General features: G+C 56.5%; 21 protein-coding genes. 6 read left to right on the top strand and 15 right to left on the bottom strand.

The genetic code is table 11. The features are described 5' to 3' along the window. Nucleotides 1-395: 395 nt before the first annotated feature. The 7 genes from dedD to pdxB form a co-directional block, all read right to left on the bottom strand. Nucleotides 396-1,139, bottom strand: coding sequence for a cell division protein DedD (gene dedD, locus U869_RS0122815; RefSeq protein ID WP_025120695.1), 744 nt, complete (start codon nt 1,137-1,139; stop codon nt 396-398). Further along, nucleotides 1,140-2,405 (bottom strand): bifunctional tetrahydrofolate synthase/dihydrofolate synthase, encoded by a 1,266-nt coding sequence (gene folC, locus U869_RS0122810; protein ID WP_025120696.1) that lies wholly within the window; start codon nt 2,403-2,405, stop codon nt 1,140-1,142. It abuts the gene before it with no gap. Between the two features lie 155 nt (nt 2,406-2,560). Then, the gene (gene accD, locus U869_RS0122805; protein WP_025120697.1) at nt 2,561-3,469 is read right to left on the bottom strand and encodes an acetyl-CoA carboxylase, carboxyltransferase subunit beta; all 909 of its coding nucleotides are present in this window, start codon (nt 3,467-3,469) and stop codon (nt 2,561-2,563) included. Nucleotides 3,470-3,700: 231 nt separating this feature from the next. After that, a complete protein-coding gene (locus U869_RS0122800; protein WP_025120698.1) occupies nt 3,701-4,363 on the bottom strand; it encodes a DedA family protein in 663 nt (220 codons plus the stop codon). An 80-nt stretch (nt 4,364-4,443) separates the two neighbouring features. Then, complete coding sequence (gene truA, locus U869_RS0122795) at nt 4,444-5,265, bottom strand: tRNA pseudouridine(38-40) synthase TruA (protein WP_025120699.1); 822 nt, start codon at nt 5,263-5,265, stop codon at nt 4,444-4,446. Beyond that, nucleotides 5,265-6,275, bottom strand: coding sequence for an aspartate-semialdehyde dehydrogenase (locus U869_RS0122790; protein ID WP_025120700.1), 1,011 nt, complete (start codon nt 6,273-6,275; stop codon nt 5,265-5,267). The genes truA and U869_RS0122790 overlap by 1 nt, the downstream gene beginning before the upstream one ends. Nucleotides 6,276-6,392: 117 nt before the next feature. Then, on the bottom strand, nt 6,393-7,514 hold the full coding sequence (pdxB, locus tag U869_RS0122785; RefSeq protein ID WP_025120701.1) for a 4-phosphoerythronate dehydrogenase PdxB: 1,122 nt from the start codon (nt 7,512-7,514) through the stop codon (nt 6,393-6,395). 208 nt (nt 7,515-7,722) lie between these two features. Here pdxB and U869_RS0122780 point away from each other — a divergent pair, with 208 nt between their 5' ends. Continuing rightward, nucleotides 7,723-8,298 (top strand): common pilus major fimbrillin subunit EcpA, encoded by a 576-nt coding sequence (locus U869_RS0122780; protein ID WP_025120702.1) that lies wholly within the window; start codon nt 7,723-7,725, stop codon nt 8,296-8,298. Between the two features lie 16 nt (nt 8,299-8,314). Here the strand turns inward: U869_RS0122780 and U869_RS0122775 are convergent, their stop codons facing one another. Beyond that, complete coding sequence (locus tag U869_RS0122775) at nt 8,315-9,088, bottom strand: helix-turn-helix transcriptional regulator (protein ID WP_025120703.1); 774 nt, start codon at nt 9,086-9,088, stop codon at nt 8,315-8,317. Between the two features lie 108 nt (nt 9,089-9,196). Between U869_RS0122775 and U869_RS0122770 the strand changes: the two genes are divergently transcribed. Beyond that, nucleotides 9,197-10,090, top strand: a complete 894-nt coding sequence (locus U869_RS0122770) for a DMT family transporter (protein WP_025120704.1) — start codon at nt 9,197-9,199, stop codon at nt 10,088-10,090. A gap of 76 nt (nt 10,091-10,166) precedes the next feature. Here the strand turns inward: U869_RS0122770 and U869_RS0122765 are convergent, their stop codons facing one another. Continuing rightward, nucleotides 10,167-11,579: a sensor histidine kinase gene (locus U869_RS0122765; RefSeq protein ID WP_025120705.1), complete on the bottom strand. Its 1,413-nt coding sequence runs from the start codon at nt 11,577-11,579 to the stop codon at nt 10,167-10,169. Then, complete coding sequence (gene tctD / locus U869_RS0122760) at nt 11,566-12,240, bottom strand: transcriptional regulator TctD (protein ID WP_025120706.1); 675 nt, start codon at nt 12,238-12,240, stop codon at nt 11,566-11,568. Before tctD ends, U869_RS0122765 begins: the two co-directional genes overlap by 14 nt. A 123-nt stretch (nt 12,241-12,363) precedes the next feature. Here tctD and U869_RS0122755 point away from each other — a divergent pair, with 123 nt between their 5' ends. The 3 genes from U869_RS0122755 to U869_RS0122745 are packed head-to-tail and all read left to right on the top strand — an operon-like array spanning nt 12,364 to nt 15,322. Further along, nucleotides 12,364-13,344, top strand: coding sequence for a tripartite tricarboxylate transporter substrate binding protein (locus tag U869_RS0122755; protein ID WP_025120707.1), 981 nt, complete (start codon nt 12,364-12,366; stop codon nt 13,342-13,344). 14 nt (nt 13,345-13,358) lie between these two features. After that, nucleotides 13,359-13,790, top strand: a complete 432-nt coding sequence (locus U869_RS0122750) for a tripartite tricarboxylate transporter TctB family protein (RefSeq protein WP_025120708.1) — start codon at nt 13,359-13,361, stop codon at nt 13,788-13,790. A gap of 11 nt (nt 13,791-13,801) precedes the next feature. Then, nucleotides 13,802-15,322, top strand: a complete 1,521-nt coding sequence (locus tag U869_RS0122745) for a tripartite tricarboxylate transporter permease (protein ID WP_025120709.1) — start codon at nt 13,802-13,804, stop codon at nt 15,320-15,322. 32 nt (nt 15,323-15,354) lie between these two features. Here U869_RS0122745 and U869_RS0122740 read toward each other — a convergent pair whose 3' ends face one another. Next, a complete protein-coding gene (locus U869_RS0122740; RefSeq protein WP_025120710.1) occupies nt 15,355-15,984 on the bottom strand; it encodes a CatB-related O-acetyltransferase in 630 nt (209 codons plus the stop codon). 180 nt (nt 15,985-16,164) lie between these two features. Then, nucleotides 16,165-17,151, bottom strand: a complete 987-nt coding sequence (locus U869_RS0122735) for a DMT family transporter (protein ID WP_029987517.1) — start codon at nt 17,149-17,151, stop codon at nt 16,165-16,167. A gap of 168 nt (nt 17,152-17,319) precedes the next feature. On the opposite strand from U869_RS0122735, the gene U869_RS0122730 reads away from it, so the two are divergent. Beyond that, a complete protein-coding gene (locus tag U869_RS0122730) occupies nt 17,320-18,774 on the top strand; it encodes a PLP-dependent aminotransferase family protein (RefSeq protein ID WP_025120711.1) in 1,455 nt (484 codons plus the stop codon). Nucleotides 18,775-18,946: 172 nt separating this feature from the next. On the opposite strand, the gene U869_RS0122725 is transcribed toward U869_RS0122730, so the two are convergent. The 3 genes from U869_RS0122725 to U869_RS0122715 are packed head-to-tail and all read right to left on the bottom strand — an operon-like array spanning nt 18,947 to nt 22,195. Next, a complete protein-coding gene (locus U869_RS0122725) occupies nt 18,947-19,453 on the bottom strand; it encodes a protein disulfide oxidoreductase (RefSeq protein ID WP_025120712.1) in 507 nt (168 codons plus the stop codon). After that, nucleotides 19,446-20,162: a DsbA family protein gene (locus U869_RS0122720; protein WP_025120713.1), complete on the bottom strand. Its 717-nt coding sequence runs from the start codon at nt 20,160-20,162 to the stop codon at nt 19,446-19,448. Before U869_RS0122720 ends, U869_RS0122725 begins: the two co-directional genes overlap by 8 nt. Nucleotides 20,163-20,164: 2 nt before the next feature. Then, nucleotides 20,165-22,195 carry a protein-disulfide reductase DsbD gene (locus U869_RS0122715; RefSeq protein WP_025120714.1) on the bottom strand — a complete coding sequence of 677 codons (2,031 nt, stop codon included), beginning with the start codon at nt 22,193-22,195 and terminating at the stop codon, nt 20,165-20,167. Nucleotides 22,196-22,244: the final 49 nt, after the last annotated feature.

The following is a 22,244-nucleotide window of genomic DNA, read 5'->3' as shown; positions in this document are numbered from 1 at the left end:
AAACGTTTGCGTAGCGGATTTCCCACCACGTAACAAATAAAAAACGGCGATGCAAAAATTGCTAATCGCCGCACCTACATAGGATCTTGGGCCTGTGTAGGCACATTTTTAATGGTGATTTGCCAATGACTCCTCCTTGAGCGCGTTAAGGGCATTCACTTCAGCGATCGGCCCCTCACCCTAACCCTCTCCCACAGGGAGAGGGGATCGTCCGAGTCGCTGTGAGCTGCGGTGACACAATCTCTGCACCATGCCGGAAGATACGCCCCCTCTCCCACAGGGAGAGGGGATTGTCCGAGTCGCTGTGAGCCACAGTGACACAATCTTTGCACCATGCCGGAAGATACGCCCCCTCGCCCTATGGGAGAGGGTCGGGGTGAGGGGTAAGCGACGGATTAACGCGCGCTATACGCCTTCACCTGGCCACTCAAGCCACTGATGCCATTCAGCTCCGGCAGTGACGCCTGTAGCTTCTGCTTCGAGGCATCCGGGCCAACGAAGATGCGGGTGATTTCACCCTGCACTGGTGTGGATGGCACGGTATACGCCCGATGCCCAGACAGACGCAACGAAGCGACGATCTCATTGACCTTGGCGGCATTCTTCAACGCCCCCAACTGCACTACGTAAGCCTGACCCACCGGTGCCTTTTCCTCAACCGCGGGTTTGGTTTCCGGCTTCGGCTCTGGTTTCACTTCCGGCTTTGGCTCTACCCTTGGCGGCGGTGGCACCGGCTTGGGTTTCACTTCCACGGGCTTCACTTCCACCGGTTTGGTTTCTACTGGCTTGGGTTTAGCTGGCTGAACCGGTTTGGTTTCGATTGGCGGCGGAGCAACGACCACAGGCTGCTGCGGCTGGGCAGTTTGATTTGCTGCCTGCTGGGCGGAAGCCTCTGCGGCGGCCTGCTGTTGCTCAACCAAAGCACCAGCGCCCTCCGGTGGCACTGCCGGTAGCGCCTGATTGGCCGGTGGGATCACATCGATTTCATGCGCATCGCCCGGCTTGGGCACCAGCGGGATCGCCGCAAACTCATCCTCATAATGCTTCTTTTTGCCGTCAAGCAGCCCTGGCAGGACAATCACCCCCAGGGCAACCAAAATCACGGTACCAACCAGTCGATTCTGAAATTTACTTGCCACTCACACTCCCCGCCTCTCGTCTAACGCCGCCATGACATGTGCCACGGTGTGGAACGAACCACAGACGATCACAATATCCTGAATATCCGCGTCCTGCATAGCCTGACGCCAGGCAGTTTCGACATCGGCAAACTGGCGTGGTTCCGTCAAATACTGCGCCAGCAGCTCAACGCTGGCCCCGCGCGGGCCTTCCAGCGGTGCGCAGTACCACTCGTCCACCTGTTCACTCAGGCAGGCCAGCGTACCGGCAATGTCTTTGTCCGACAGCATACCCACCACAGCGCGTACCACACCGCCATTGCGTGGCAGCTTGGCCAGCCTGCCAGCCAGATAGGCCGCCGCATGCGGGTTATGGGCAACGTCGAGGATCAGCTGCGGGTTGTGCTGCACGATCTGAAAACGCCCTGGCAAAGCGGCCTGCTGCAAACCGGCAAAAATCGCTTTCTCATCGATTTCCAGCGCTGAGTAGTGTAGCGCAGCCAGTGCCGTCGCCGCATTCGCCAAGGGGACGTTAGGCATAGGCAGATCGGTCAGGCGTGTGCCGTCCCCTTCCCATTGCCAGCGTTCACCCTGCTCGTTGAACGACCAGGCTTCATCACGGCGATACAGTTGCGCGTTGAGATCTTCCGCGACCTGTTGAATGCTGTGCGGCATATCCGGCTCACCGACCACGGCAGGCTTGCCACCACGGAATATCCCCGCCTTCTCACGGCCGATGCTTTCACGATCGTGGCCTAGCCAGTCGGTGTGATCCAGCGCAATGCTGGTTACCACGGCAACTCTGGGTTCAACGATATTGGTCGCATCGAGGCGCCCACCCAGCCCCACTTCCAGGATCACCACGTCAAGCTTGGCTTGCTTAAACAGCTGCAGCGCCGACAGCGTGCCAAACTCGAAATAGGTCAGTGAAGTTGCGCCCCGGCCAGCCTCAATCGCGGCAAAGGAGCGGCTGTGTTCGGCCTCGCTCAGCTCTTCGCCCTGTATACGCACCCGTTCGGTATAACGGACCAGATGCGGTGAGCTGTAAACCCCAACCCGCAACCCGGCAGCCAGTAAAATGGCCTCTAACGTGCGGCAGGTGGTGCCCTTGCCGTTAGTACCGGCAACGGTAAATACCGTAGGAGCAGGAGTGAGGAGGTCAAGGTGTGCCGCAACGTGTTGTACACGCTCCAGGCCGAGTTCGATCGCCTGGCTGTGCAGACGTTCCAGATAGTAAAGCCACGAGCTCAATGGCGACGTGGCTTGGGGAATTTGGTGGTTTTGCATGAGTCCCATCACTGACTTTGGGTTCATAAATCCGTAAGACGCAGCGCCCTGACGATGTCAAAAGCGATGCTCTTCATTTCCCGCTGCGACTTAGCCACAAAATGGCAGCGGAACCCGGCACGGGCTTGCACCTATGCCGGGCCTCTGTCTGTTTCTCAGGCGTCGGCCTGATTTTCCTGAGCGACGACCGGCGCGCTCTCATCGAAATGAGGCTGCGGCTGATTGGTCAGCTTGGACAGAATGCTGGCCAGGGTCTGACGCATCACCGGACGGCGTACGATCATGTCGATAGCGCCCTTTTCAATCAGGAACTCACTACGCTGGAAGCCCGGCGGCAGTTTTTCACGTACGGTCTGTTCGATCACGCGTGGCCCGGCAAAGCCGATCAACGCTTTTGGCTCGGCAATGTTGATATCGCCCAGCATCGCCAGGCTGGCAGACACGCCACCCATGGTCGGATCGGTCAACACCGAAATGTACGGCAGGCCACGCTCTTGCAGCTTGGCCAACGCGGCGCTGGTTTTTGCCATCTGCATCAGCGACATCAGCGCTTCCTGCATACGCGCACCGCCACTGGCAGAGAAACACACCAGCGGGCAGTTATCTTCCAGCGCCTGCTCAACCGCACGCACAAAGCGCGCGCCGACTACGGAAGACATCGAACCACCGATAAAGGCGAATTCGAAGGACGCGGCGACAATCGGCATGCCATACAGCGTGCCCTTCATCACCACCAGCGCGTCTTTCTCACCGGTGGCTTTCTGTGCAGCAACCAGACGATCCTTGTACTTTTTGGAATCCTTGAACTTCAGAACGTCTTTCGGCTCCAGTTCGCTGCCCAGTTCCACTTCACTGCCTTCGTCCAGCAGGGTATGCAAACGCATACGGGCTGACATACGCATGTGGTGGTCGCACTTAGGGCACACCTCAAGATTACGCTCCAATTCGGCGCGATAGAGGACCTGACCACAGCTATCGCATTTGGTCCAGACCCCTTCAGGAATGCTCACCTTACGGGTTTGCGTAACATTGCTTTTGTTGAGAATTCGTTCAATCCAGCTCATCGATGACCTTTCTGTTTGAACCAGGCAGACACTCGTCCACTGTTCATGCTTTAACAATCCCCCCGAAAACCTACCCAATGCAAAATGCCGAGTTCAGCGCAGCGGGTGCGCTACCAGGGCATTGGCCTCAGGGCCGTTCGCGGGAACAGACCATAAATGTCGCTCATTAAACCATATCGGCCCGACACTGTGGATAAAAAACTGGTCGAACCGACGGGTTAAGCGGTGTTTTTACTGTTTTTGTTGGCGGGCAGCCGCGCGTTTATGGCGCCAGATTTCAATCACGCCGGGCAAAATGGATACCAGGATGATGCCCACAATCAACAACTTCAAGTTTTCCTGCACGATCGGTAAGTCGCCAAACAGGTAGCCAGCATAAGTGAACAGCAGCACCCAAAGTAGCGCACCAATCACGTTATAGGCAGCAAAGTGGCGATAGGACATATGCCCCATACCGGCAACGAACGGCGCAAAGGTACGCACGATCGGCACAAATCGCGCCAGAATGATCGTTTTCCCACCGTGTTTCTCGTAAAACTGGTGGGTTTTATCCAGGTAGCTACGACGGAAAATTTTCGAATCCGGGTTGCTAAACAGCTTTTCGCCGAACAGCCGTCCGATAGTGTAGTTGACGGCATCGCCGATCACCGCCGCAACCACCATCAACGCCACCATGGTATGCACGTTGAGATCGTTGGAAGGCAGCGCAGCCAGCGCACCGGCGACAAACAGCAGAGAGTCCCCCGGAAGGAACGGCGTAACCACCAGCCCGGTTTCACAAAACAGGATCAGGAACAGAATAGCGTAAACCCACATGCCGTATTGAGCGACCAGTTCTGCCAGGTGCACGTCAATATGCAAAATAAAATCAATCAGAAACTTGATGATGTCCATAAACTCTCTCAATTGACCGGATGTCTCTCCCACCCGGCGTTTGCACCAGAAAATAACGCATTAATCTGCCATCGTGCCAGTTAATCGTCGGCTAAAAACAGCGGCCCCATCGGTGGCCGGGGTAATGCAAACGACTCTGGATAATCAACCGCGACCAGATACAGGCCTTCGGCCCGGGCGGTAGCGGCCGCCAGGCTGCGATCTTTCAGCGCCAACAGCTCGCCCATCCAGCTCTCATCCTGATTGCCACAGCCAATCTCCATCAGGCTGCCCACAATATTGCGCACCATATGATGAACAAAAGCGTTGGCCTTTATATCTACCACGATATATTCGCCATAGCGCGCAACCTTAACGTGTTTTACGTTTCGCCACGGCGTACGCGACTGGCATTGCACCGCCCGGAATGAGGTAAAGTCGTTTTCCCCCAACAGGGCCTGGGCGGCACGCTGCATTCGATCGACGTCCAGCGGATGATAAAAGTGCGTCACCCCCTGCTGTAATACCGCCGGGCGATAACGGTGATTATAAATAATGTAGCGATAACGCCGCGCGGTGGCGCTGAAACGAGCGTGAAAATCACTGCTGACCTCTTTCACCCAGCGAACCGCGATATCCGGCGGCAAATGGCTATTCACTCCCATCGTCCAGGCGGCGTCTTTGCGCTGTGCGGCGGTTTCGAAATGCACCACCTGCCCGGTAGCGTGCACTCCGGCATCGGTTCGCCCGGCACAGAATACGCCGATCGGCGCATCCGCTACCTTGCTTAACGCTTTTTCCAGACAGGCCTGAACGCTGGTGACCTCTTGCTGACGCTGCCAGCCGTAATAACGGCTGCCGTCATACTCGATCCCCAGCGCAATTTTCAGCATTGGCTGGGTTGGCAACTCCACCTCGGACATCAGTACATCTGCTCCTGCAACAGCCGCTCAGCGGTTTCGATCGCCATCAACGCGCCACCAAAGCGCACGTTATCGGCCACCGACCAGAATTGCAGCATCTCAGGGATACCGTAATCATTGCGCAGGCAACCAATGCTCAGCATATCGCTGCCAGAGGCTTCGGTAACCTGAGTAGGGTAATCGTCTTCTTCGCTCAGTTGAATATCTTCGGCCTGCTCCAGCTCGCTGCGGGCTTCTTCTGCAGCGATCGGGCGCAACGCTTCCAGATGCACCACTTGCGCGTGGCCGTAGAAGACCGGTGACTGAACACAGCTTACCGAAATCGGCAGTCCTTCATCTTGCAACACCTTGCGTACCTGATCGACGATCAGACGCTCTTCACGCACGCTGCCCTGCTCATCGGTCATCAATGGCAGCAGGTTAAACGCCAACTGCTTGGCAAACACGCCCGGCTCCGCAGGGATGCCGTTCAGCAGACGCGCACTTTGGCCAGCCAGATCGTCGACGGCAACTTTACCGCGCGCCGAAACTGACATCAGCGTGGTGACGTGCAGGCGGGACAGCCCAGCCTGTTCGGTCAATGGCTTAATCGCCGTCAACAGTTGGCTCACCATACTGTCGGCCACCGCCACGATATTACGGTTACGGTAATCCGCCAGTACCTGCGGGTTAACGCCTGGCACCACCAATGGGACATCCGGCTCCAGGGCAAAGTAACCGCTGGTATCGATCACCAGGCAGCCCATATTGCCAGCATCATCCGCATAACGGGCAGAGGCTTCGCTACCGGCAACAAAAAACGCCAACTGCGCCTGCGACCAGTCGAATTCTTCTACGTTTTCGACCAACAGGGACTTGCCGTTGAAGCGCACCGTCGCACCAGCGCTACGTTCGCTGGCTAAAGGAAAGAGTTCACCCACCGGGAACTGGCGTTCCTGTAGCAATTCCAGCAACGCTTCACCTACTGCGCCAGTGGCACCGAGCAGAGCGATATTCCAGCCGTCAGACATTGGGTTTCTCCAGAGTATTTGATTCAAATGCAGACGGGCGGTGCAATCACCGCCCGATAAACTTTAACGCTTATTGCTTAAGGCAACCTTACGATGCGGGGCGGACATGTGCGCCCCCTACAAAACGCCGAAGCCCAGTTTGTGCAACAGTTCGGCACTGGCGCTGTCATCACACTGTACCAGCAGTGAAGACCACTCGCGGCGTTCCTGATAATGCTTGCGCAGGCGATCAAACTCACCCGGCAGCCCGGCCACTTGCCGCAGCGGCGCATCATCGCGGCGCACATCATACACCAAGTGCATCAATCGTTTTAACTTGGCTTCATCCAGCGGGCCATTGAGACGAATTTCGCTGAACTCTGGCACCGGCAGCAGCGAGGCCAGCTCAATATGTTGTGGCCGCCCCAGATGGTGGGCAAAGGCTTCAAACACCTGCGTGGTGCCGCGTGCCTTACCTTCCAGCGTATAACCGGCGATATGGGCAGTACCGATATCCACCCGATCCAGCAACGACACGCTGAGACCCGGCTCCGGTTCCCACACGTCCAGTACCGTACTCAGCCTTTTCCCACGCTCCAACACATTCAGCAACGCGGCGTTATGCACCACGGCACCACGACAAGCGTTGATCAGAATGCAATCGTCCGGCAAAGCATCCAGCAGATCCGCGTTGGCCAGATGCAATGATTTATACGGGCCGGTTTTGTTCAACGGGGTATGGAACGTCAGTACATCCGCCTCTGCCACCAGCTTTTCCAATGGCCAGAATTCACCGCTATCGCCACGATCGGCGCGCGGTGGATCACACAGCAGAGTACGCACGCCCAACGCTTGCAAACGAGCATCCAGGCGGGAACCGACGTTACCGACCCCGACGATCCCAACGGTTTTATCACGCAAAGCGAAGCCATCACGTTCCGCCAATAGCATTAATGACGACAGCACATACTCCACCACCGCAATGGCATTACAGCCCGGTGCGGCCGAGAAACCAATCCCCGCCTGCTGCAACCACGCTTCGTCCACATGGTCGGTCCCCGCCGTAGCGGTACCCACAAAGCCTACCTTGGTGCCAGACAGCAGTTCCTGATTCACTTTGGTTACCGAGCGCACCATCAAGGCGTCGGCTTCTGCCAGCGCATCGGTTGGGATCGGGCGACCTGGGACAGCCTGCACATCCCCCAAACGGCTAAACAGATCCACCGCATAGGGCATATTTTCATCAACCAAAATCTTCACGTAATTCTCCAGGAATGAATGCTCAAGCTACAAAATAGTGTGCCACCGAATGGCTTGGAAACCCAAGCTAGTTATGCCCGGTGAAATAGCGATTTTTTCTTCTAAGCTTTATGGAGTTCTTTCCGATAGATCATCACGCAGGGAGGCGATCTTTGGCGTTAGCTACCGACTAACGGATAACAACCAATCGAACATCAAAGGCGTAACTATGAAAAAAGTGACACTTGTTCTGGCGATCGTTGCAACATTGACCACCGTAGGCACCACTCAGGCAGAGGAGGTGACCACACAAGCCGTCGCCACCTGGCCTGCGATAGCGGTGAAAGACACCGTCAGTCAATTGGTCGTTACGCCTGTTGGCAGCCTGTATTTTCACTATGCCGAAGGCAACAAGCGCTTCAACAGCCAGCAAGGCCTGTTCGACGTAGCACTCGAAGGCGAAGGAAGCGCGGTTAAACTGACCGCCAAACTGGTTTCCAATACCCTGACTCAGTTAGACACCACCGGTTCTACCCTGGAAGTGGGGGTTAAACACCACGGCGCGGCAATAACAAAAACTGCCGAAACGACCCTGATTGATACCTCTACCGGGAAATCAGGCGGCAACCTGAAGAAACTTGCGTCCCCCCAGCCTGGTCGTGTGAGTGCGCAAGACCACTTCGATTTCAGCATCATTGATGCGACGGCTGATGGCACCACGCCGGTCACCGACTTCAGCACCTTGCCAGCAGGTACCTGGAGTGGCGATGTCAACGTGCGGTTCGATGTCGTCTGGGCCAGTTGATGGCCCAACAGCATGGTTATGTCCGGCGGAAACGCTCTGGCGTGGTGCCGGCGATCTGCTGGAACATCACAATAAACGCGGAAGCCGAGCTGTAACCCACATCGAGCGCCACCTCCTGCACGGTTTTCCCCTGTTCGAGCAACGACAGCGCATGTAAGAAACGCAGGCGCTGACGCCACTCGCTAAACGACATTCCCAACTCCTGCTGGCAGCGGCGCGACAACGTACGTTCGGTGGTATACACCTTGCTGGCCCACACCGCCAAAGAGGTGTTGTCCGATGGGCAACGCTCCAGCGCCTGTAGCACCGGGCCGAGGAATTTATCTTGCGTGGTAGGCAGATAGGTTTGCTGAACCGGGGAAATACGCAGTTGGTCGATCAACACCCGGCACAGGCGCAGATCCTCTTCGCTGGTCGGCTCCAGCATCTTGCGCAGCAGGCAGTCCTCAACAATGGCGCTGAACACTGGCGATACGTTGATTAAGCAGGCCTCCTCCGGCAATCCCGCGCACAACGACTTGGCGATATTGATGGTACGAAACAGTACCGGTTTGCGGTTATGGCTGGAATGCTCCATCCCCGGTGGCAGCCAGACGGCAAACTCCGGCGGGGCTAAAAAGCGCTGTCCGGCGATATTCAGTGCGATCACCCCGGTTTTAACACAAATCAGCTGACCCCAGTTGTGGCTATGCGGCGAGTATTCGGTATCCGCATTGGTTTCTTCACAGCGGAAAAATAGCGTGCGCGGTGCAGCGACGTCTGCGGTAGGGTAGTTACGAGTTTCGGCCATGATGAAGTTGTCTTGATTTCGCGAAATGCTGTCTGGTTTTGACTATATATAATAAACCGGACACGGGTAGACTAGCCAGCATGTTATAAGTTGTTGAGAATAATTATCATGAACGTGCTTTTTCCCCTGTTGGCAGTGCTGATTTGGTCAATTAACGCCGTAGTCAGCAAAGTGTCGGCAACCGCTATCGATCCGGCGGCTATCTCCTTCTATCGTTGGGTATTGGCGTTGATCGTGCTTACCCCCTTCGTGCTGCCTGGCGCGATCCGCAATTGGCCTGCCATACGCGCCAACTGGTGGAAACTACTGATCCTCGGTCTGTTGGGGATGGTGCTCTACCAAAGCCTGGCCTATTACGCCGCGCATAGCGTCAGCGCGCTGTTTATGGGCATCCTCAATTCCCTGATCCCCCTGCTGACGGTGTTAATCGGCATCTTTGTCCTGCGAGTTGCCCCCACCGTGGGTATCGCACTGGGCAGTATTCTGTCGCTGGGTGGGCTGGTGTGGTTGGTGAGCGCGGGTCAGCCGGGGCTGCTACTGCAACATGGCATCGGCAAAGGTGAACTGATGATGTTTGGCGCCTCGGCCTCCTACGCCCTGTACGGCGTGTTGACCAAACGCTGGGCGATCCCGCTACCCAACTGGCAGTCGCTGTATGTGCAGATCGTTTTTGGCGTGCTGTTGCTGTTGCCGAACTTCCTGATGGCGCACGATGTACAGCTCAATAGCCAGAACATCCCGCTGGTGCTGTTTGCTGGTATCCCGGCCTCGATTGCTGCGCCGTTCCTGTGGATCCAGGGTGTTATGCGCCTGGGAGCCAACAAGGCGTCGATATTTATGAATCTGGCACCGGTATTCACCGCCGTTATCGCAGTATTGTTCCTGCACGAACATTTGCAGAGCTATCATCTGATCGGCGGCGGAGTCGCGCTACTCGGGGTGATCTTGTCGCAACGCTTGCGCACGCCGTTGGGACGCAAGAAAAGCGCCGTCACACCATAAGGCAACCCCTCACCCTAACCCTCTCCCACAGGGAGAGGGGACTGAACGTGCCACGGTTTGACTCCATTAATCCCTATCAATCCAGCAATTTAAACCTTACACGAACCAATAACCCCCCTAGCACGTCAGAACTCAGTAATTCCGGGCGGGTAGCGTGATAAGCGGTAATATCTTTTACCAACGCCAATCCCAATCCGGCACCAGGCTGGTCGACGACGTTATCCAGCCGGCGAAACGGCTGCAGCGCGGCTACCCTCTGATCCTGAGCAATACCCGGACCGCTGTCTTCGATTTCCAACAGTCCCTGCTCATTCACCATCAACAAACGCGCGGTGACTATTCCCCGAACCGGAGTGTATTTCAGCGCGTTATCCAGCAGGTTGGCGCAAAGCTCCGCCAGCAGCAACGCCTCACCGGCCACCCAACAAACGCCTACCCCTTCATAACCAAGATCGATCCGCTTGCTGCGGGCCTGTGGCAGGCGAGAAAAACAGGCATCGCGTAGCACCTGTGCCAGATTAACCGGCTGCAATTTACGCTCGGCTTGATGCTCGTGCGCCTTCAGCCGCGAGAGGTACAGCAGGCGATCGGTCAGCGCGAACGTGCTGTCCAGAGTCGCGCTCATCCCTTCCAGGCTTTCACGCCACTGTTCTGGCCTTTCACTGGCCAATGCCACACCCACCTGGGTTTTCAACACCGTGAGCGGCGTACGCAACTGGTGGGAAGCATCGGCACTAAAGCGTTCCTGACGTGCCACCATCAACCGCAGCCGCTCAATATAGCGATTGAATGCCAACAACAGCGGCTGCATTTCCGACCAGTGCAACACCATCGGCAACGGGGTCAGTTCCCCCGGATCGCGCCGCAGCATAATGCTGGAAAGCTTGCGCAACGGTTGCAGTAGCTTTTTCAGCAAGATGTAAGCCAGTATCAAGGTCAATACCACCACCGTCCCCTGACTGAACAACGCCGCCAGCAGCATCTGTCGTGCCAGATAGCGCCGCGACTCCAGCGTTTCCGCCACCAGTATGGTCGCTATTCCCATCACCCCACCTTCATTGACCGGTTGGAACAACGCGGCTACTCGAATAGGGTGGTCACGATAGTGTGCATCGTAAAAATGTACCAGGGCCGGATACAGGTTAGAACGGGGAACATAGGGCGGCATCTTGGGCAAATCGTTATAGCCCGCGATATTTTTGCCCTCGGGTGAAATCACCTGGTAGTACAATCGATCGTTCATATTACGCTCGAAACTGTCCAGCACCACATAGGGCACATCCACCTCCAACCGCTGATTTCGCACCACTAACTGCTCTGCCACCGTGCGTGCCGACGCCAGCAAGGTACGATCGTAGGCCAACGTTGCCGCACGCATGGCGCTGAAATAGTGGGTGTAGATCGAGATCCCGCCCAACACCAGCAATGGCAAGCCAAAGAACAACAGCAACTGATTAAACAACGATCGCGGCGCTTTAAACCACCTCATCACACAACTCCAGGCTGTAACCCAGGCCACGCAACGTCACGATCGCCACGTTGCTGCCCTGGAGTTTCTTACGCACGCGATGGACGTAAAGTTCGATGCTTTCGGGATTGGCCTCGTCAGAGAGCGTAAATACTTGTTCAAACAGTTGTTGCTTGGCCACCGGACGGCCACGGCGAAGCATCAAAGTGGTCAATACCGCCAGCTCGCGGGGGGTTAACGACAGGGGTTTTTCTGCCAGCAGGAAATAGCCCTCGTCGTGATAAGTCAGCAAACCGAATTCCAGTGCCTGTTGTGTCACGCCAACGCTGCGGCGCAGCAACGCCCGGATGCGAGCCTCCAACTCATCAAGTTCGAAGGGCTTGGTGAGGTAATCATCGGCCCCCAGATTTAACCCCTTGACCCGATCGGCGACCTCGGTGCGGGCCGTCAATAGCAACACTGACAAGGCCTGACCACGCTTACGCAACCGCGCCAACAGCTCCAGCCCGTTGAGCCGCGGTAGCGCCACATCCAACACCACCAGCGCATATTGCTCATTCAATAGCAGATGGTCTGCCGCCACGCCATCTATCGCGACATCCACCGCAAACCCAAGACCGGTAAGCGCTTTTTGCAACCAATGAGCCAGTTCGGGGTGATCTTCCACTAACAAGAGACGCATATCACATCCTGTAAACTTTCCCAGGCACTGAAAGGTAAATGAAAGGTTTCTGTTTTAACAATTTAGCAACCCCGTGTCAGCGGGGATTCTCACAAACTGAAATAAAACCGATGGGGAAACGTCATGAAAAGAATAATTACCTGTACGCTTACCACCACTGTTCTGCTGTTCGCCGCTAACCAGGCGTTCGCCGTGGAAGCACCAAAACGCACCGAATGTATCGCCCCAGCCAAACCCGGCGGAGGCTTCGACCTCACCTGCAAACTGATCCAGATCTCCTTACAAGAAACCAAGGCCATTGATAAACCGATGCGCGTCACCTACATGCCTGGCGGCGTGGGAGCGGTGGCCTATAACGCTATCGTTGCCCAGCGACCCGCAGAATTTGGCACCATGGTGGCGTTTTCTGGCGGTTCGCTGTTGAACCTGTCACAGGGCAAGTTTGGCCGTTACAACGTGGATGATGTGAAATGGCTGGCAGCTGTGGGTACCGACTACGGCATGATCGCCGTCCGCGCCGACTCACCTTACAAGACGCTGAAAGAGCTGATGAGCGCCTTCCGAAAAGATCCCAACAGCGTGGTGTTTGGTGCCGGAGCCTCCATTGGTAGTCAGGACTGGATGAAAACCGCGCTGCTGGCCCGTGAGGTTGGCGTCAATCCCCACAAGATGCGCTATGTGGCGTTTGAAGGCGGTGGCGAGTCGGTGACAGCACTGCTGGGCAACCACATTCAAGCGGTCTCCGGCGATCTGAGCGAGATGGTGCCTTACCTGAAGGGCGATAAGTTGCGGGTACTGGCCGTCTATGCCGAAGAACGCCTGCCGGGCGAACTGGCCAACGTGCCTACTGCCAAAGAGCAAGGGTTCAACCTGGTGTGGCCAATCATCCGCGGCTTCTACCTTGGCCCCAAAGTCACCGAAGCCGAGTATCAATGGTGGATAGATACCTTCAAAACCATGATGACAACCGAGGAATTCAAGCAACAGCGCGATCTGCGTGGTCTGTTTGAATTCAACCTGACCGGCAAGGAGTTGGATGCCTACGTGAAAACTCAGGTTACCCAGTACCGTGAACAGGCCAAAGCGTTCGGGCTGGCCAAATAACCCAGAGGTATTGTATGAGCGATCGTATTTTTGCGGGTCTGTGGTTGTTGCTGTGTGGCGGCGGTCTGTTTATCGGTTGGGGTATCCAGAGCGAATACAGTTACGAACCCTTGGGGCCACGCCCCTTCCCGTTGACCATTTTAAGCCTGATGTCCCTGTGTGCCGCACTCTTGTTGTTACGTCAGCCGCAGTGGGTCGAGTGGCCACATCACAAAGTGCTGCAACGTTTGCTGGTACTGGTGATCACCCTGGTGCTGTACGCCTGGGGATTTGAGTGGCTCGGCTTCCCGCTGGCAACGGCCCTGCTGACGTTCAGCATCGGCCTGTTGTTCCAGGCCAGTATCAAAGCCGCGTTGATCTCAGGCGTGGTAATGGGCGTGACGCTGTTCTACGCCTTTGATTATTTACTCGATGTCACACTGCCACTTGGCGTTTGGCTGAGCTAACGGGAGCGATAATGGAAACCTGGATGTATTTATCACAAGGGTTCGAAGTGGCACTGCTGCCCCAGAACCTGATGATTGCCCTGATCGGCTGCTTTGTGGGTACCATCGTCGGGCTGCTGCCGGGCCTTGGCCCAATCAACGGCGTGGCAATCCTGTTACCACTGGCTTTTGCCCTGAAATTACCCCCAGAGTCGGCCCTGATCCTGCTGGCCACGGTGTATATCGGCTGTGAATACGGCGGAAGGATCTCCTCGATCCTGCTCAACGTACCGGGAGATGCGGCCGCGATCATGACCGCACTAGATGGCTACCCTATGGCCCAACAGGGTCGCGCAGGTGTTGCATTGTCGATCTCCGCAGTCAGTTCCTTTATTGGTTCACTGATTGCCATTGTCGGTATTATCCTGTTTGCTCCGATACTGGCCCACTGGTCATTGGCATTTGGTCCAGCAGAATATTTTGCCCTGATGGTGTTTGCCATTGCCTGCCTTGGCAGCATGATGAGCCAGAACCCGCTGAAATCCCTGCTGGCAGCCCTGATCGGCCTGGGGCTGGCCACAGTAGGAGTGGACGCGAATACCGGCGTTTATCGCTTCACCTTTGACAGCGTGCACCTCTCCGACGGCATTCAGTTTATCGTGGTGGTGATCGGGCTGTTCTCGGTCAGTGAGATCCTGCTGATGCTGGAGAGTACCAGCACGGGCCAGAAACTGATCCGCAAAACCGGTCGTATGCTGTTTAACCACAAAGAAGCTGCCGAGTGCGTAGGCCCCACCCTGCGTTCCTCCTTTGTCGGTTTCTTCGTCGGTATTCTGCCCGGTGCCGGGGCGACCATTGCCAGTGCGCTCACCTATATGACGGAGAAGCGTATCAGTGGCAACAGCGAATCATTCGGCAAGGGAGACATCCGTGGCGTCGCCGCGCCGGAGGCCGCCAATAACGCTTCCGCCTGCGGTTCATTTATCCCGATGCTGACCCTTGGTGTACCAGGTTCAGGGACCACTGCGGTGATGATGGGCGCATTGACGCTATATAACATCACCCCTGGCCCGGCAATGTTCACCGAACAGCCGGATATCGTTTGGGGATTGATCGCCGCACTGCTGATCGCCAACGTCATGCTGTTGATCATGAACATTCCACTGATCGGCCTGTTCACCCGTATGCTGACTGTACCGCTGTGGTTCCTGGTACCGGCGATTGCCGCCGTTTCCGCCGTTGGGGTCTATGCGGTGCACAGCACCACCTTCGATCTGCTGTTAATGGTGGGGCTTGGGGTGTTTGGCTACATCCTGCGCAAGATGCACTTTCCGATGTCGCCGTTGATCCTGGGGTTTGTGCTGGGAGAAATGCTGGAACAGAACCTGCGTCGGGCGTTGTCTATCAGTAACGGGGAATATGGCATCCTGTGGAGCAGCACCATTGCCCAATGCCTGTTGGTGCTGGCCGTTGCCGTACTGGTGCTACCACCGTTGCTGCGCAAACTCCGCAAGCAGCGCCGTATCAGCGGTGAAGCAACGGAGATCGAGTAACTAAATCGGGCGGGGTTAACCCGCCCGGCTTATTATTTATTTACCCCCTCAAGCGCCCGCTCCAGGGCCGTAATATCATCGCTGGCCAACCGTGGCTGGATGCTGGCGAACGCCTCAGCGGGCAAATCGTATAGATGCAACGCGAGTAAACGCGCGATGGTCTCCGGGGAGAATCGCCGCTTAATCATCCGGGCAGGATTGCCGCCCACGATCGTATAGGGTTCGACATCCGCAGTTACCACACTACCGGCGGCAACCACAGCACCTTCACCAATCGTGACTCCCGGCATCAGCATGGCGCGCATCCCGATCCAACAGCCATCGCCAAGGCGAGTATCACCTTTCGGCAAGTAAGCAGCCTGAATGGTTTCCATAAAGGGATAGAGGCTCAACCAGTCGATACGATGGGTATGATTGCCGCCCATCAGGATCACCGCCTCGGCAGCAATGCAGACATAATCGCCAATATGCAATTGATCTAGCGGCCCCAGCGGTTCCCACTGTTGACTGACCGCATCGCCATGCAAATAACGCACAACAGAACGTTCAAAACCGTTATCCCAGCAATGGCTGTAATAACTGTGGGTTCCTTTAACCAGAATATTGGGGTTGGTTACCGTCTGGTGGAGTAATTCGATTTGTGACCAGTGTTTTTCAGACATGGCATCTTCTCTTGATAAGTAATAAGAGCCACGGAACATGATGTCGGTGGCAGTGTCTTCTGTTCAAAAAACACTGCCTGATTAAGCGATAAGCGCTCGTTTTAACCTGGGATTGAGAGTCATTTTCTGCACCTTTCTGTTGCGCTGCCAATGATAGCAAACCGGTGCAGAAAACCAAGCTTAAGCCGACTTTCTCAGCATCAATACCCCGCCCATCACCAGTGCGCTGCCCAACAGCTGCAATTGGTTCATGTTTTCCCCCAACAGGAAATAGGCAATCACTGCGGTGAACACCAACTCCAGCGACAGGATCAGGTTGGCCACCGCCAACGGCATGGTTTTCAGGCTGATATTGTACAGGCCAAAGCCCAGCAGCGTTGGCCCGGCGGCCAGCGTAACCAACAGCAGCCAACCACTCCACTGAATGCCCTGTGCCCCCTGCGAAAGGAACCACAAATCGCCGGCCATCCCCTGAAAAGCGGCCATTGGGAACAACGTCAGTAAAGTGTTGAACAACCACTGATAGGCGGCGGAAAAGCCAAACACGTAGAGGATCGTGTTCCACACCGGGTAACGCCGCTCGCTGGCGATGCGTCCGCCGAGGGTATACAAGGTGTAGCCGATACCGGACAACATACCGACCATCAGCCCCAACAGATCAAAACGCGTGTTGCCCATGCTGTCGCCATTACTGACCAGGAAGCAGCCACCCAGGCTGACTAGGATCACCAGCAGCTCACGCAGGCTGAGGCGTTCGTTGTACAGCATCCACCCCAGAAATACGGTAAAACCGACCGAGCAGTAGGTCAGAATGGTGGCCACTGAGGCACCATTGAGCGCCACCGAGAGCGTCCATAAGCTGTTAAACAGCGCCAATAGCAAACCATAGCCCGCGTAGAACGGCACTTGCTCAAGCCGTAGCTGTGCCCATTGCGGTTTGAACAACAGTAACAGCGGCAATAGCACCAGAGCTACCAAGGCTGCACGCCAAAAGGCCAATACAAAAGTTGGCAGATGGTAATACTCGGTCAACGCACGGATGATGATGGCGGTGAAAGCCAGCAGCATGGCGCTGATAATGGCGATGACATAACCCTGGTTTGCTCCCCGTAGGAGCCCACCACTGACCACAACCGGTTCTGCTACAACACCCGACGGTAACGACATAACACCCTCTAAAATTCCAGCGCTTGATTATCTGGCGAAGAGTTTAACGCGGCCAGATTTTGCCACCATAGCCACTTCACTGCGATGTTATGCAGGCCACTTTTCTCTTTGTTAAGCCTTGTTACACTGGGATATAGTGAAAATTAAGCTTACCGACCGGGCCAATTTATGCACATTCCACTGGATCGTCAGCAGGACATCCCACTGTATCTACAAATCGAAGAAGCGCTGCGCCGCGCCATTCTTGGCGGCACCTTTGCCGATGGCGATAAATTGCCATCAACGCGCAGTCTGGCTGCCGAGCTTTCGGTCAGCCGCCTGACGGTGGAAAGTGCCTACGCCGAGCTGACGGCCAAGGGGTTGTTGCAACAGCGGCGTGGCAGCGGTGCTTATGTCCGACACCTGCAACCTGCCCCACTGCGGCAGCGGCCAGCATCCAGCGAGCTATTTCCAGCCGATCGCTTCACCACCACCACTTCCCGGCTGGACGGCTATCCCGATATTCCCTTGCCGGAGCACATCATCAACTTTGCCGCGGGCGTCGGCAGCCCCAAAGTGTTCCCACTGGAGGCATTTCGCAAGATCCTGCTGTCCATCCTCAGTCGTCATGCGGAAGAGGCCTTCAGCTACGGCGACTACTGTGGTTACTATCCGCTGCGCGACACGCTGGGCCGGATCCTGACGGCACAAGGTATTCCCACCCGTGCCGAGCAGGTGCTGATCACCAACGGTTCACAGCATGCCATCAGCCTGATTTTCCAGACGTTATTACGTCCGGGGGATACGGTGATTGTCGAAGAGCCTACCTATGCCGAAGCTCTAGGGTTGCTGCGCCTGCACCAGATCAACATTGTTGCGGTACCCAGCGATCGCCACGGCATGTGCGTTGAGCAACTGCCGGAGCTGATCGCCCGGCACCAGCCGAAAATGATCTATACCATCCCCAATTTCAATAACCCTACCGGGCGCTGTATGAGCGAAGCCCGCCGTCGCCGTTTGCTGGCGTTGGCTCAGCAGGCCGGGATCGTGATCCTGGAAGACGATTTTGTCGGCGATCTGCGTTACAACGGCAAAAGCCTGCCGTCACTGCGCTCCATGGCCCCCGCGGGCACGGTGATCTACGTCAGTACCTTTTCCAAAATGCTGCTGCCCAGCATGCGCATTGGTTATCTGGTGGCGGACAGTGAGCACTATCTGCAATTTTCCCGGCTCAAGCACGTCGACAGCTTTACCAGCTCCAACCTGATCCAGCGCGCACTGGACGCGTTTGTTACCGTCGGGAGCTACGACAAGCAGCTGCGCCGAGCGGGAAGAATGTACCGCCAGCATCGTGATGCCATGGTGACGGCGTTAAACGAGCATCTGCCACCGGGCTGTCGGTTTGAAATCCCTGAGGGGGGATTGTTCATCTGGCTGCAATTACCGCCAACCGTTAGCACCGCCCAGTTGATGCCAATCTCCTGGCAACAGGGCGTCACCTTTGCCCGTGGCGAATGTTTCTATGTCGAGGAACAGCATGGTGCACATGGACTGCGGTTGAATTTTGCCGCCAATACGCCGGAACTGATTACGGAAGGGATCGCCCGGCTGTGCCAGGCGATCGTTGCGGTGACAGAGAATTAAATGCTGGCCAGCCAGCGCCCCTCACCCCAGCCCTCTCCCACGGTAAAACCGAGGATCCCATAAATACCGTGTTGGGGAGAGGGAGCAAGTCCAGAGCTGCGGTCAGATGCGGGAGTTAAACTGTAGCAAATTCGGTCCCCTCTCCCTGTGGGAGAGGGTTAGGGTGAGGGACTTAACTGATATGCCTCACCCACCAGAGCCGCAGTTTCATGCCCCAATAGCTGGTCCAGCCGGTGGTGCTCTGCACCACTTGGCCTTGAGAAATGACGACGATGGTCGGCGTTACGCCAATCTGCCACTGCGCCGACAGCTTACCTTGTTCGTCATTCACCACCGGCAGTTGCAGCTTCTTGGCCGCCAGCCACTGCTCCACCTGCTGGTCATTGCCCGAACGCAGCGCCACGGTCATCACGTTACCGCCGTTCGCCACCAGTTTGGCCACGTAAGGCGTGGTAAAGCGGCAAACCCCGCACCAACTGGCCCAGAAATAAACCAGCAAGGGTTGATCCTGGCTGAGCTGTGCCAACGATACCGGCTCTCCGTCCAGTGTTTCCAGCATTTGCTGGTCAAAGGCTAGCGGTGCCTGTGGGGCTCGCCACCAGTCCATGGCGAACATCACGCCCAGTACCAGCAACAGCAAGATCAGCAGTTCGCGCGTCCAGCGCCGCAACCTAGCCATGGTTGACCCTCGCCAACTGCTCCTTCACTACCGCTTCCAGATCTTCATAAGACACCGCACCAGGCAACATCTGATCGCCAATCAGGGTTGCCGGTGTTCCCTGTACGCCAAACTGTTCCGCCAGTTGCATATTGGTGCGCAGCGTAGTCATGCTCTGCTCGGTGGGCGCAACCTGCTTGACCCCGGCTTTATCCTGGGCAGCAGCGATGCTGGCATTGTCGTGGGTACCTTTTTTAGCCATCAGGCGTTGATGCAACGGCCAGAACTGCTCAGGGTGCTGTTCCCAGGCGGTGAGGGCCACACGGGCCGACGCAATCGAGCTTTCCCCTTTGAACGGCAACAACTTCACTACCAGTGCCACGTCAGGGTATTGCTTGACGATCTTCTCCAACTGCGGATCAAACTGCTTACAGTACGGGCAGTTGTAATCGGTGAATGCCACCAGCGTCAGCTTGGCATTCTTGGCGCCTAACCTTGGGCTGGCCGGATCGTCGAACAGGATCTTGCTGTTTTGTTTAATCGCCTGACCGATTTGCTGCTCGCGGGTTTGTTGCTGCCAGGCGTTGGCCGCCTCCGCCAGAATATCTGGGTTAGAGACTAGGGTTTCACGGATCAGTTGTTTAATCCGCACTTCCTGCTCCGGAGTGAAAGGGGCCGCAGCCCAGGCCGGGGCGATAATCAACAGCAATAACAGCAGTAGTTTGTTCATTTTTATTTTCCTTTGGCGTTAGACAGGGCATGCAGTACGGCTTCGCGAGTGAGTAGCGGTGACAACACTTCGCCGTCTGGCGTGCCAGGGCCATAAATTTGGTTAAAGGGTACGGCAACGCTGCCGCGCTGTTGCAGGAAGGTCGAGATGGTTTCCGACGGGCGGCTCCAGTCGCCGCGCAACGCCACCACATCCTCGGCACTGAGGGCTTTTTGCACCTCATCACGCAGCAATACGTTGTATTTATTGGCCTTGCAGGTCACGCACCAGTCGGCAGTGACATCAACAAAAACGCGTTTGTTGGCGGCCAGCGCCTGCACAATCGCCTGCTCAGAAAGCGGTTGCCAGGCAATATTGTCGTGCAGCGGCTGTCGCCACTGATTGGCCGTCAGCGAGCCCACCAGCAACACCAAACCACCGATCACCAGCACGCTGGCCGTTGCGATCCCCGCTGAACGAGCACCCAACTGCTGCCACACCGCCAGTAACAAGCCAACCAGCAAGACGGCTCCGGCGATCAGCGTCGGCGTCAAGCCGATATGGTTGGTCATCAGGCTAAGCAGCCAGAGTGAAGACACCAGCATCAGCAGGCCCAGTGCCAGCCGCATCCCATTCATCCAACGGCCCGGGCGCGGCAGACGCAACGCCAATGCTGGCCAGGCGGCAATCAGCAGCCAAGGCAAACTCATGCCAATCCCCAGCGCGACAAACATACCCCAAAGCACCGGCAATGGGGCCGCCAACGCAAAGGCCACCGCCGTCCCCAGGAAAGGGGCCGAGCAAGGCGTAGCCAGCAGCGTGGCGAACGCTCCCTGCCAGAAATGGCCACTCAATCCGCGCCCACCTTGGGTAGCCAGTTTGGTATTCAACGAGGAAGAGAGTTGCAGATGGAACAGGCCGAACAGGTTGGCGCTAAACAACAGCGTCACCAGCACCATAAAACCGATAAACCACGGGTTTTGGAATTGGATCCCCCAACCCAGCGCGTGATTGCTCAGACGCAACAACGTCATCAGCAGGGCCAGCGCCATGAAGGACACCACGATCCCGAGGGAAGAAGCCAGGAATTGCCAGCGCACGCTGCGCCGATCGCGCTGTTCGACCTGCAAGATAGAACCCAGCTTCATTCCCAGCACCGGTAGCACACAAGGCATCAGGTTAAGAATGAAACCGCCGGCCAATGCCATCAGCACCGCCTGCCACAAGGGGAAGGCAGCCGTGCAGGACAGCGCAAGCGGCCCGCCAATGGTCGCGGTAACCTCTTGAGCAATACCTCCGTCGCTGGTAACCAGCCGCAGTTGTTTACCGCGCAGATCTGGAGCTGCATCCCCCCAACCATCGCTTACTGGAACTCGCGCTTGCAGGCTCTCTCCATCACTGCTGACCGTTGGCTTGCCAAGATCGGCTCCCGTCAACGTATCAAAGAACAGCTCCGGCTGTTGCCAGCCTGCTTTACGTTGCGCGCTAATCTGCAACTCACCGTTGCGATAACCGGCTTGCAGGCTGTCCACCAGCCCGCTGGCAATCGGCACCTGCCCCATCGCCTGAGCGAAGTCGTGATTGAACTGCGGATCATGCGGCGTGGTGAGATCCAGTTTGAACGGATAGTCGGTCAGGATGCAGACGTTGCTACAGGTGGATAAGGTCAGCGTCCCCGCCAATTGTTGCGGTGCAGTCCCCTTTAACACGATGGGCAGCGTGACCCGCTGCTGATAGCCCTGCGTAGAGATCCCCGCTACGTCAAAGCGCTGCGGCGTTGGCCAAAACCAGGTTGCCGGTGGCGGGTTGCCCTGCCAGGTGATAGCAGGCGCAATGCCCCCTTCCCCTGGTGAGCGCCAGTAGGTTTTCCACCCTTTTTCCAGCTCAACGGCGAGCAGCACCCGGGTTTCATCCCCTTTGCTGGTGTCGGCACGCAGCCTGATTTTCGCATGATCGTTTTGCAGGCTTTGCAGCCAGCCACTATCCGCCGCCTGTGACGCGGGTAGCCATAGCACTAACAGGCAAGTCAACGCCAGCCTGATGAAATTCAACATAGTTGTTCTCCAAAAATAAAGTAGTCACTCGGTTTGACGAGGGATTAAC

It is taken from the genome of Serratia sp. H1w (genome assembly GCF_000633355.1).
Lineage (GTDB): Bacteria > Pseudomonadota > Gammaproteobacteria > Enterobacterales > Enterobacteriaceae > Chania.
This window is presented reverse-complemented; position numbering and strand designations above follow the sequence as displayed.

Coding starts and splice junctions, on each gene's coding strand:
- U869_RS0122750 (WP_025120708.1), top strand. CDS start 13,359: ATGAGCGATCGTATTTTTGCGGGTCTGTGGTTGTTGCTGTGTGGCGGC.
- U869_RS0122745 (WP_025120709.1), top strand. CDS start 13,802: ATGGAAACCTGGATGTATTTATCACAAGGGTTCGAAGTGGCACTGCTG.
- truA (WP_025120699.1), bottom strand. CDS start 5,265: ATGTCCGAGGTGGAGTTGCCAACCCAGCCAATGCTGAAAATTGCGCTG.
- U869_RS0122775 (WP_025120703.1), bottom strand. CDS start 9,088: ATGGCCGAAACTCGTAACTACCCTACCGCAGACGTCGCTGCACCGCGC.
- U869_RS0122765 (WP_025120705.1), bottom strand. CDS start 11,579: ATGAGGTGGTTTAAAGCGCCGCGATCGTTGTTTAATCAGTTGCTGTTG.
- U869_RS0122770 (WP_025120704.1), top strand. CDS start 9,197: ATGAACGTGCTTTTTCCCCTGTTGGCAGTGCTGATTTGGTCAATTAAC.
- U869_RS0122740 (WP_025120710.1), bottom strand. CDS start 15,984: ATGTCTGAAAAACACTGGTCACAAATCGAATTACTCCACCAGACGGTA.
- tctD (WP_025120706.1), bottom strand. CDS start 12,240: ATGCGTCTCTTGTTAGTGGAAGATCACCCCGAACTGGCTCATTGGTTG.
- U869_RS0122755 (WP_025120707.1), top strand. CDS start 12,364: ATGAAAAGAATAATTACCTGTACGCTTACCACCACTGTTCTGCTGTTC.
- U869_RS0122780 (WP_025120702.1), top strand. CDS start 7,723: ATGAAAAAAGTGACACTTGTTCTGGCGATCGTTGCAACATTGACCACC.
- U869_RS0122790 (WP_025120700.1), bottom strand. CDS start 6,275: ATGTCTGACGGCTGGAATATCGCTCTGCTCGGTGCCACTGGCGCAGTA.
- folC (WP_025120696.1), bottom strand. CDS start 2,405: ATGCAAAACCACCAAATTCCCCAAGCCACGTCGCCATTGAGCTCGTGG.
- U869_RS0122800 (WP_025120698.1), bottom strand. CDS start 4,363: ATGGACATCATCAAGTTTCTGATTGATTTTATTTTGCATATTGACGTG.
- U869_RS0122720 (WP_025120713.1), bottom strand. CDS start 20,162: ATGAACAAACTACTGCTGTTATTGCTGTTGATTATCGCCCCGGCCTGG.
- U869_RS0122730 (WP_025120711.1), top strand. CDS start 17,320: ATGCACATTCCACTGGATCGTCAGCAGGACATCCCACTGTATCTACAA.
- accD (WP_025120697.1), bottom strand. CDS start 3,469: ATGAGCTGGATTGAACGAATTCTCAACAAAAGCAATGTTACGCAAACC.
- U869_RS0122715 (WP_025120714.1), bottom strand. CDS start 22,195: ATGTTGAATTTCATCAGGCTGGCGTTGACTTGCCTGTTAGTGCTATGG.
- U869_RS0122725 (WP_025120712.1), bottom strand. CDS start 19,453: ATGGCTAGGTTGCGGCGCTGGACGCGCGAACTGCTGATCTTGCTGTTG.
- U869_RS0122735 (WP_029987517.1), bottom strand. CDS start 17,151: ATGTCGTTACCGTCGGGTGTTGTAGCAGAACCGGTTGTGGTCAGTGGT.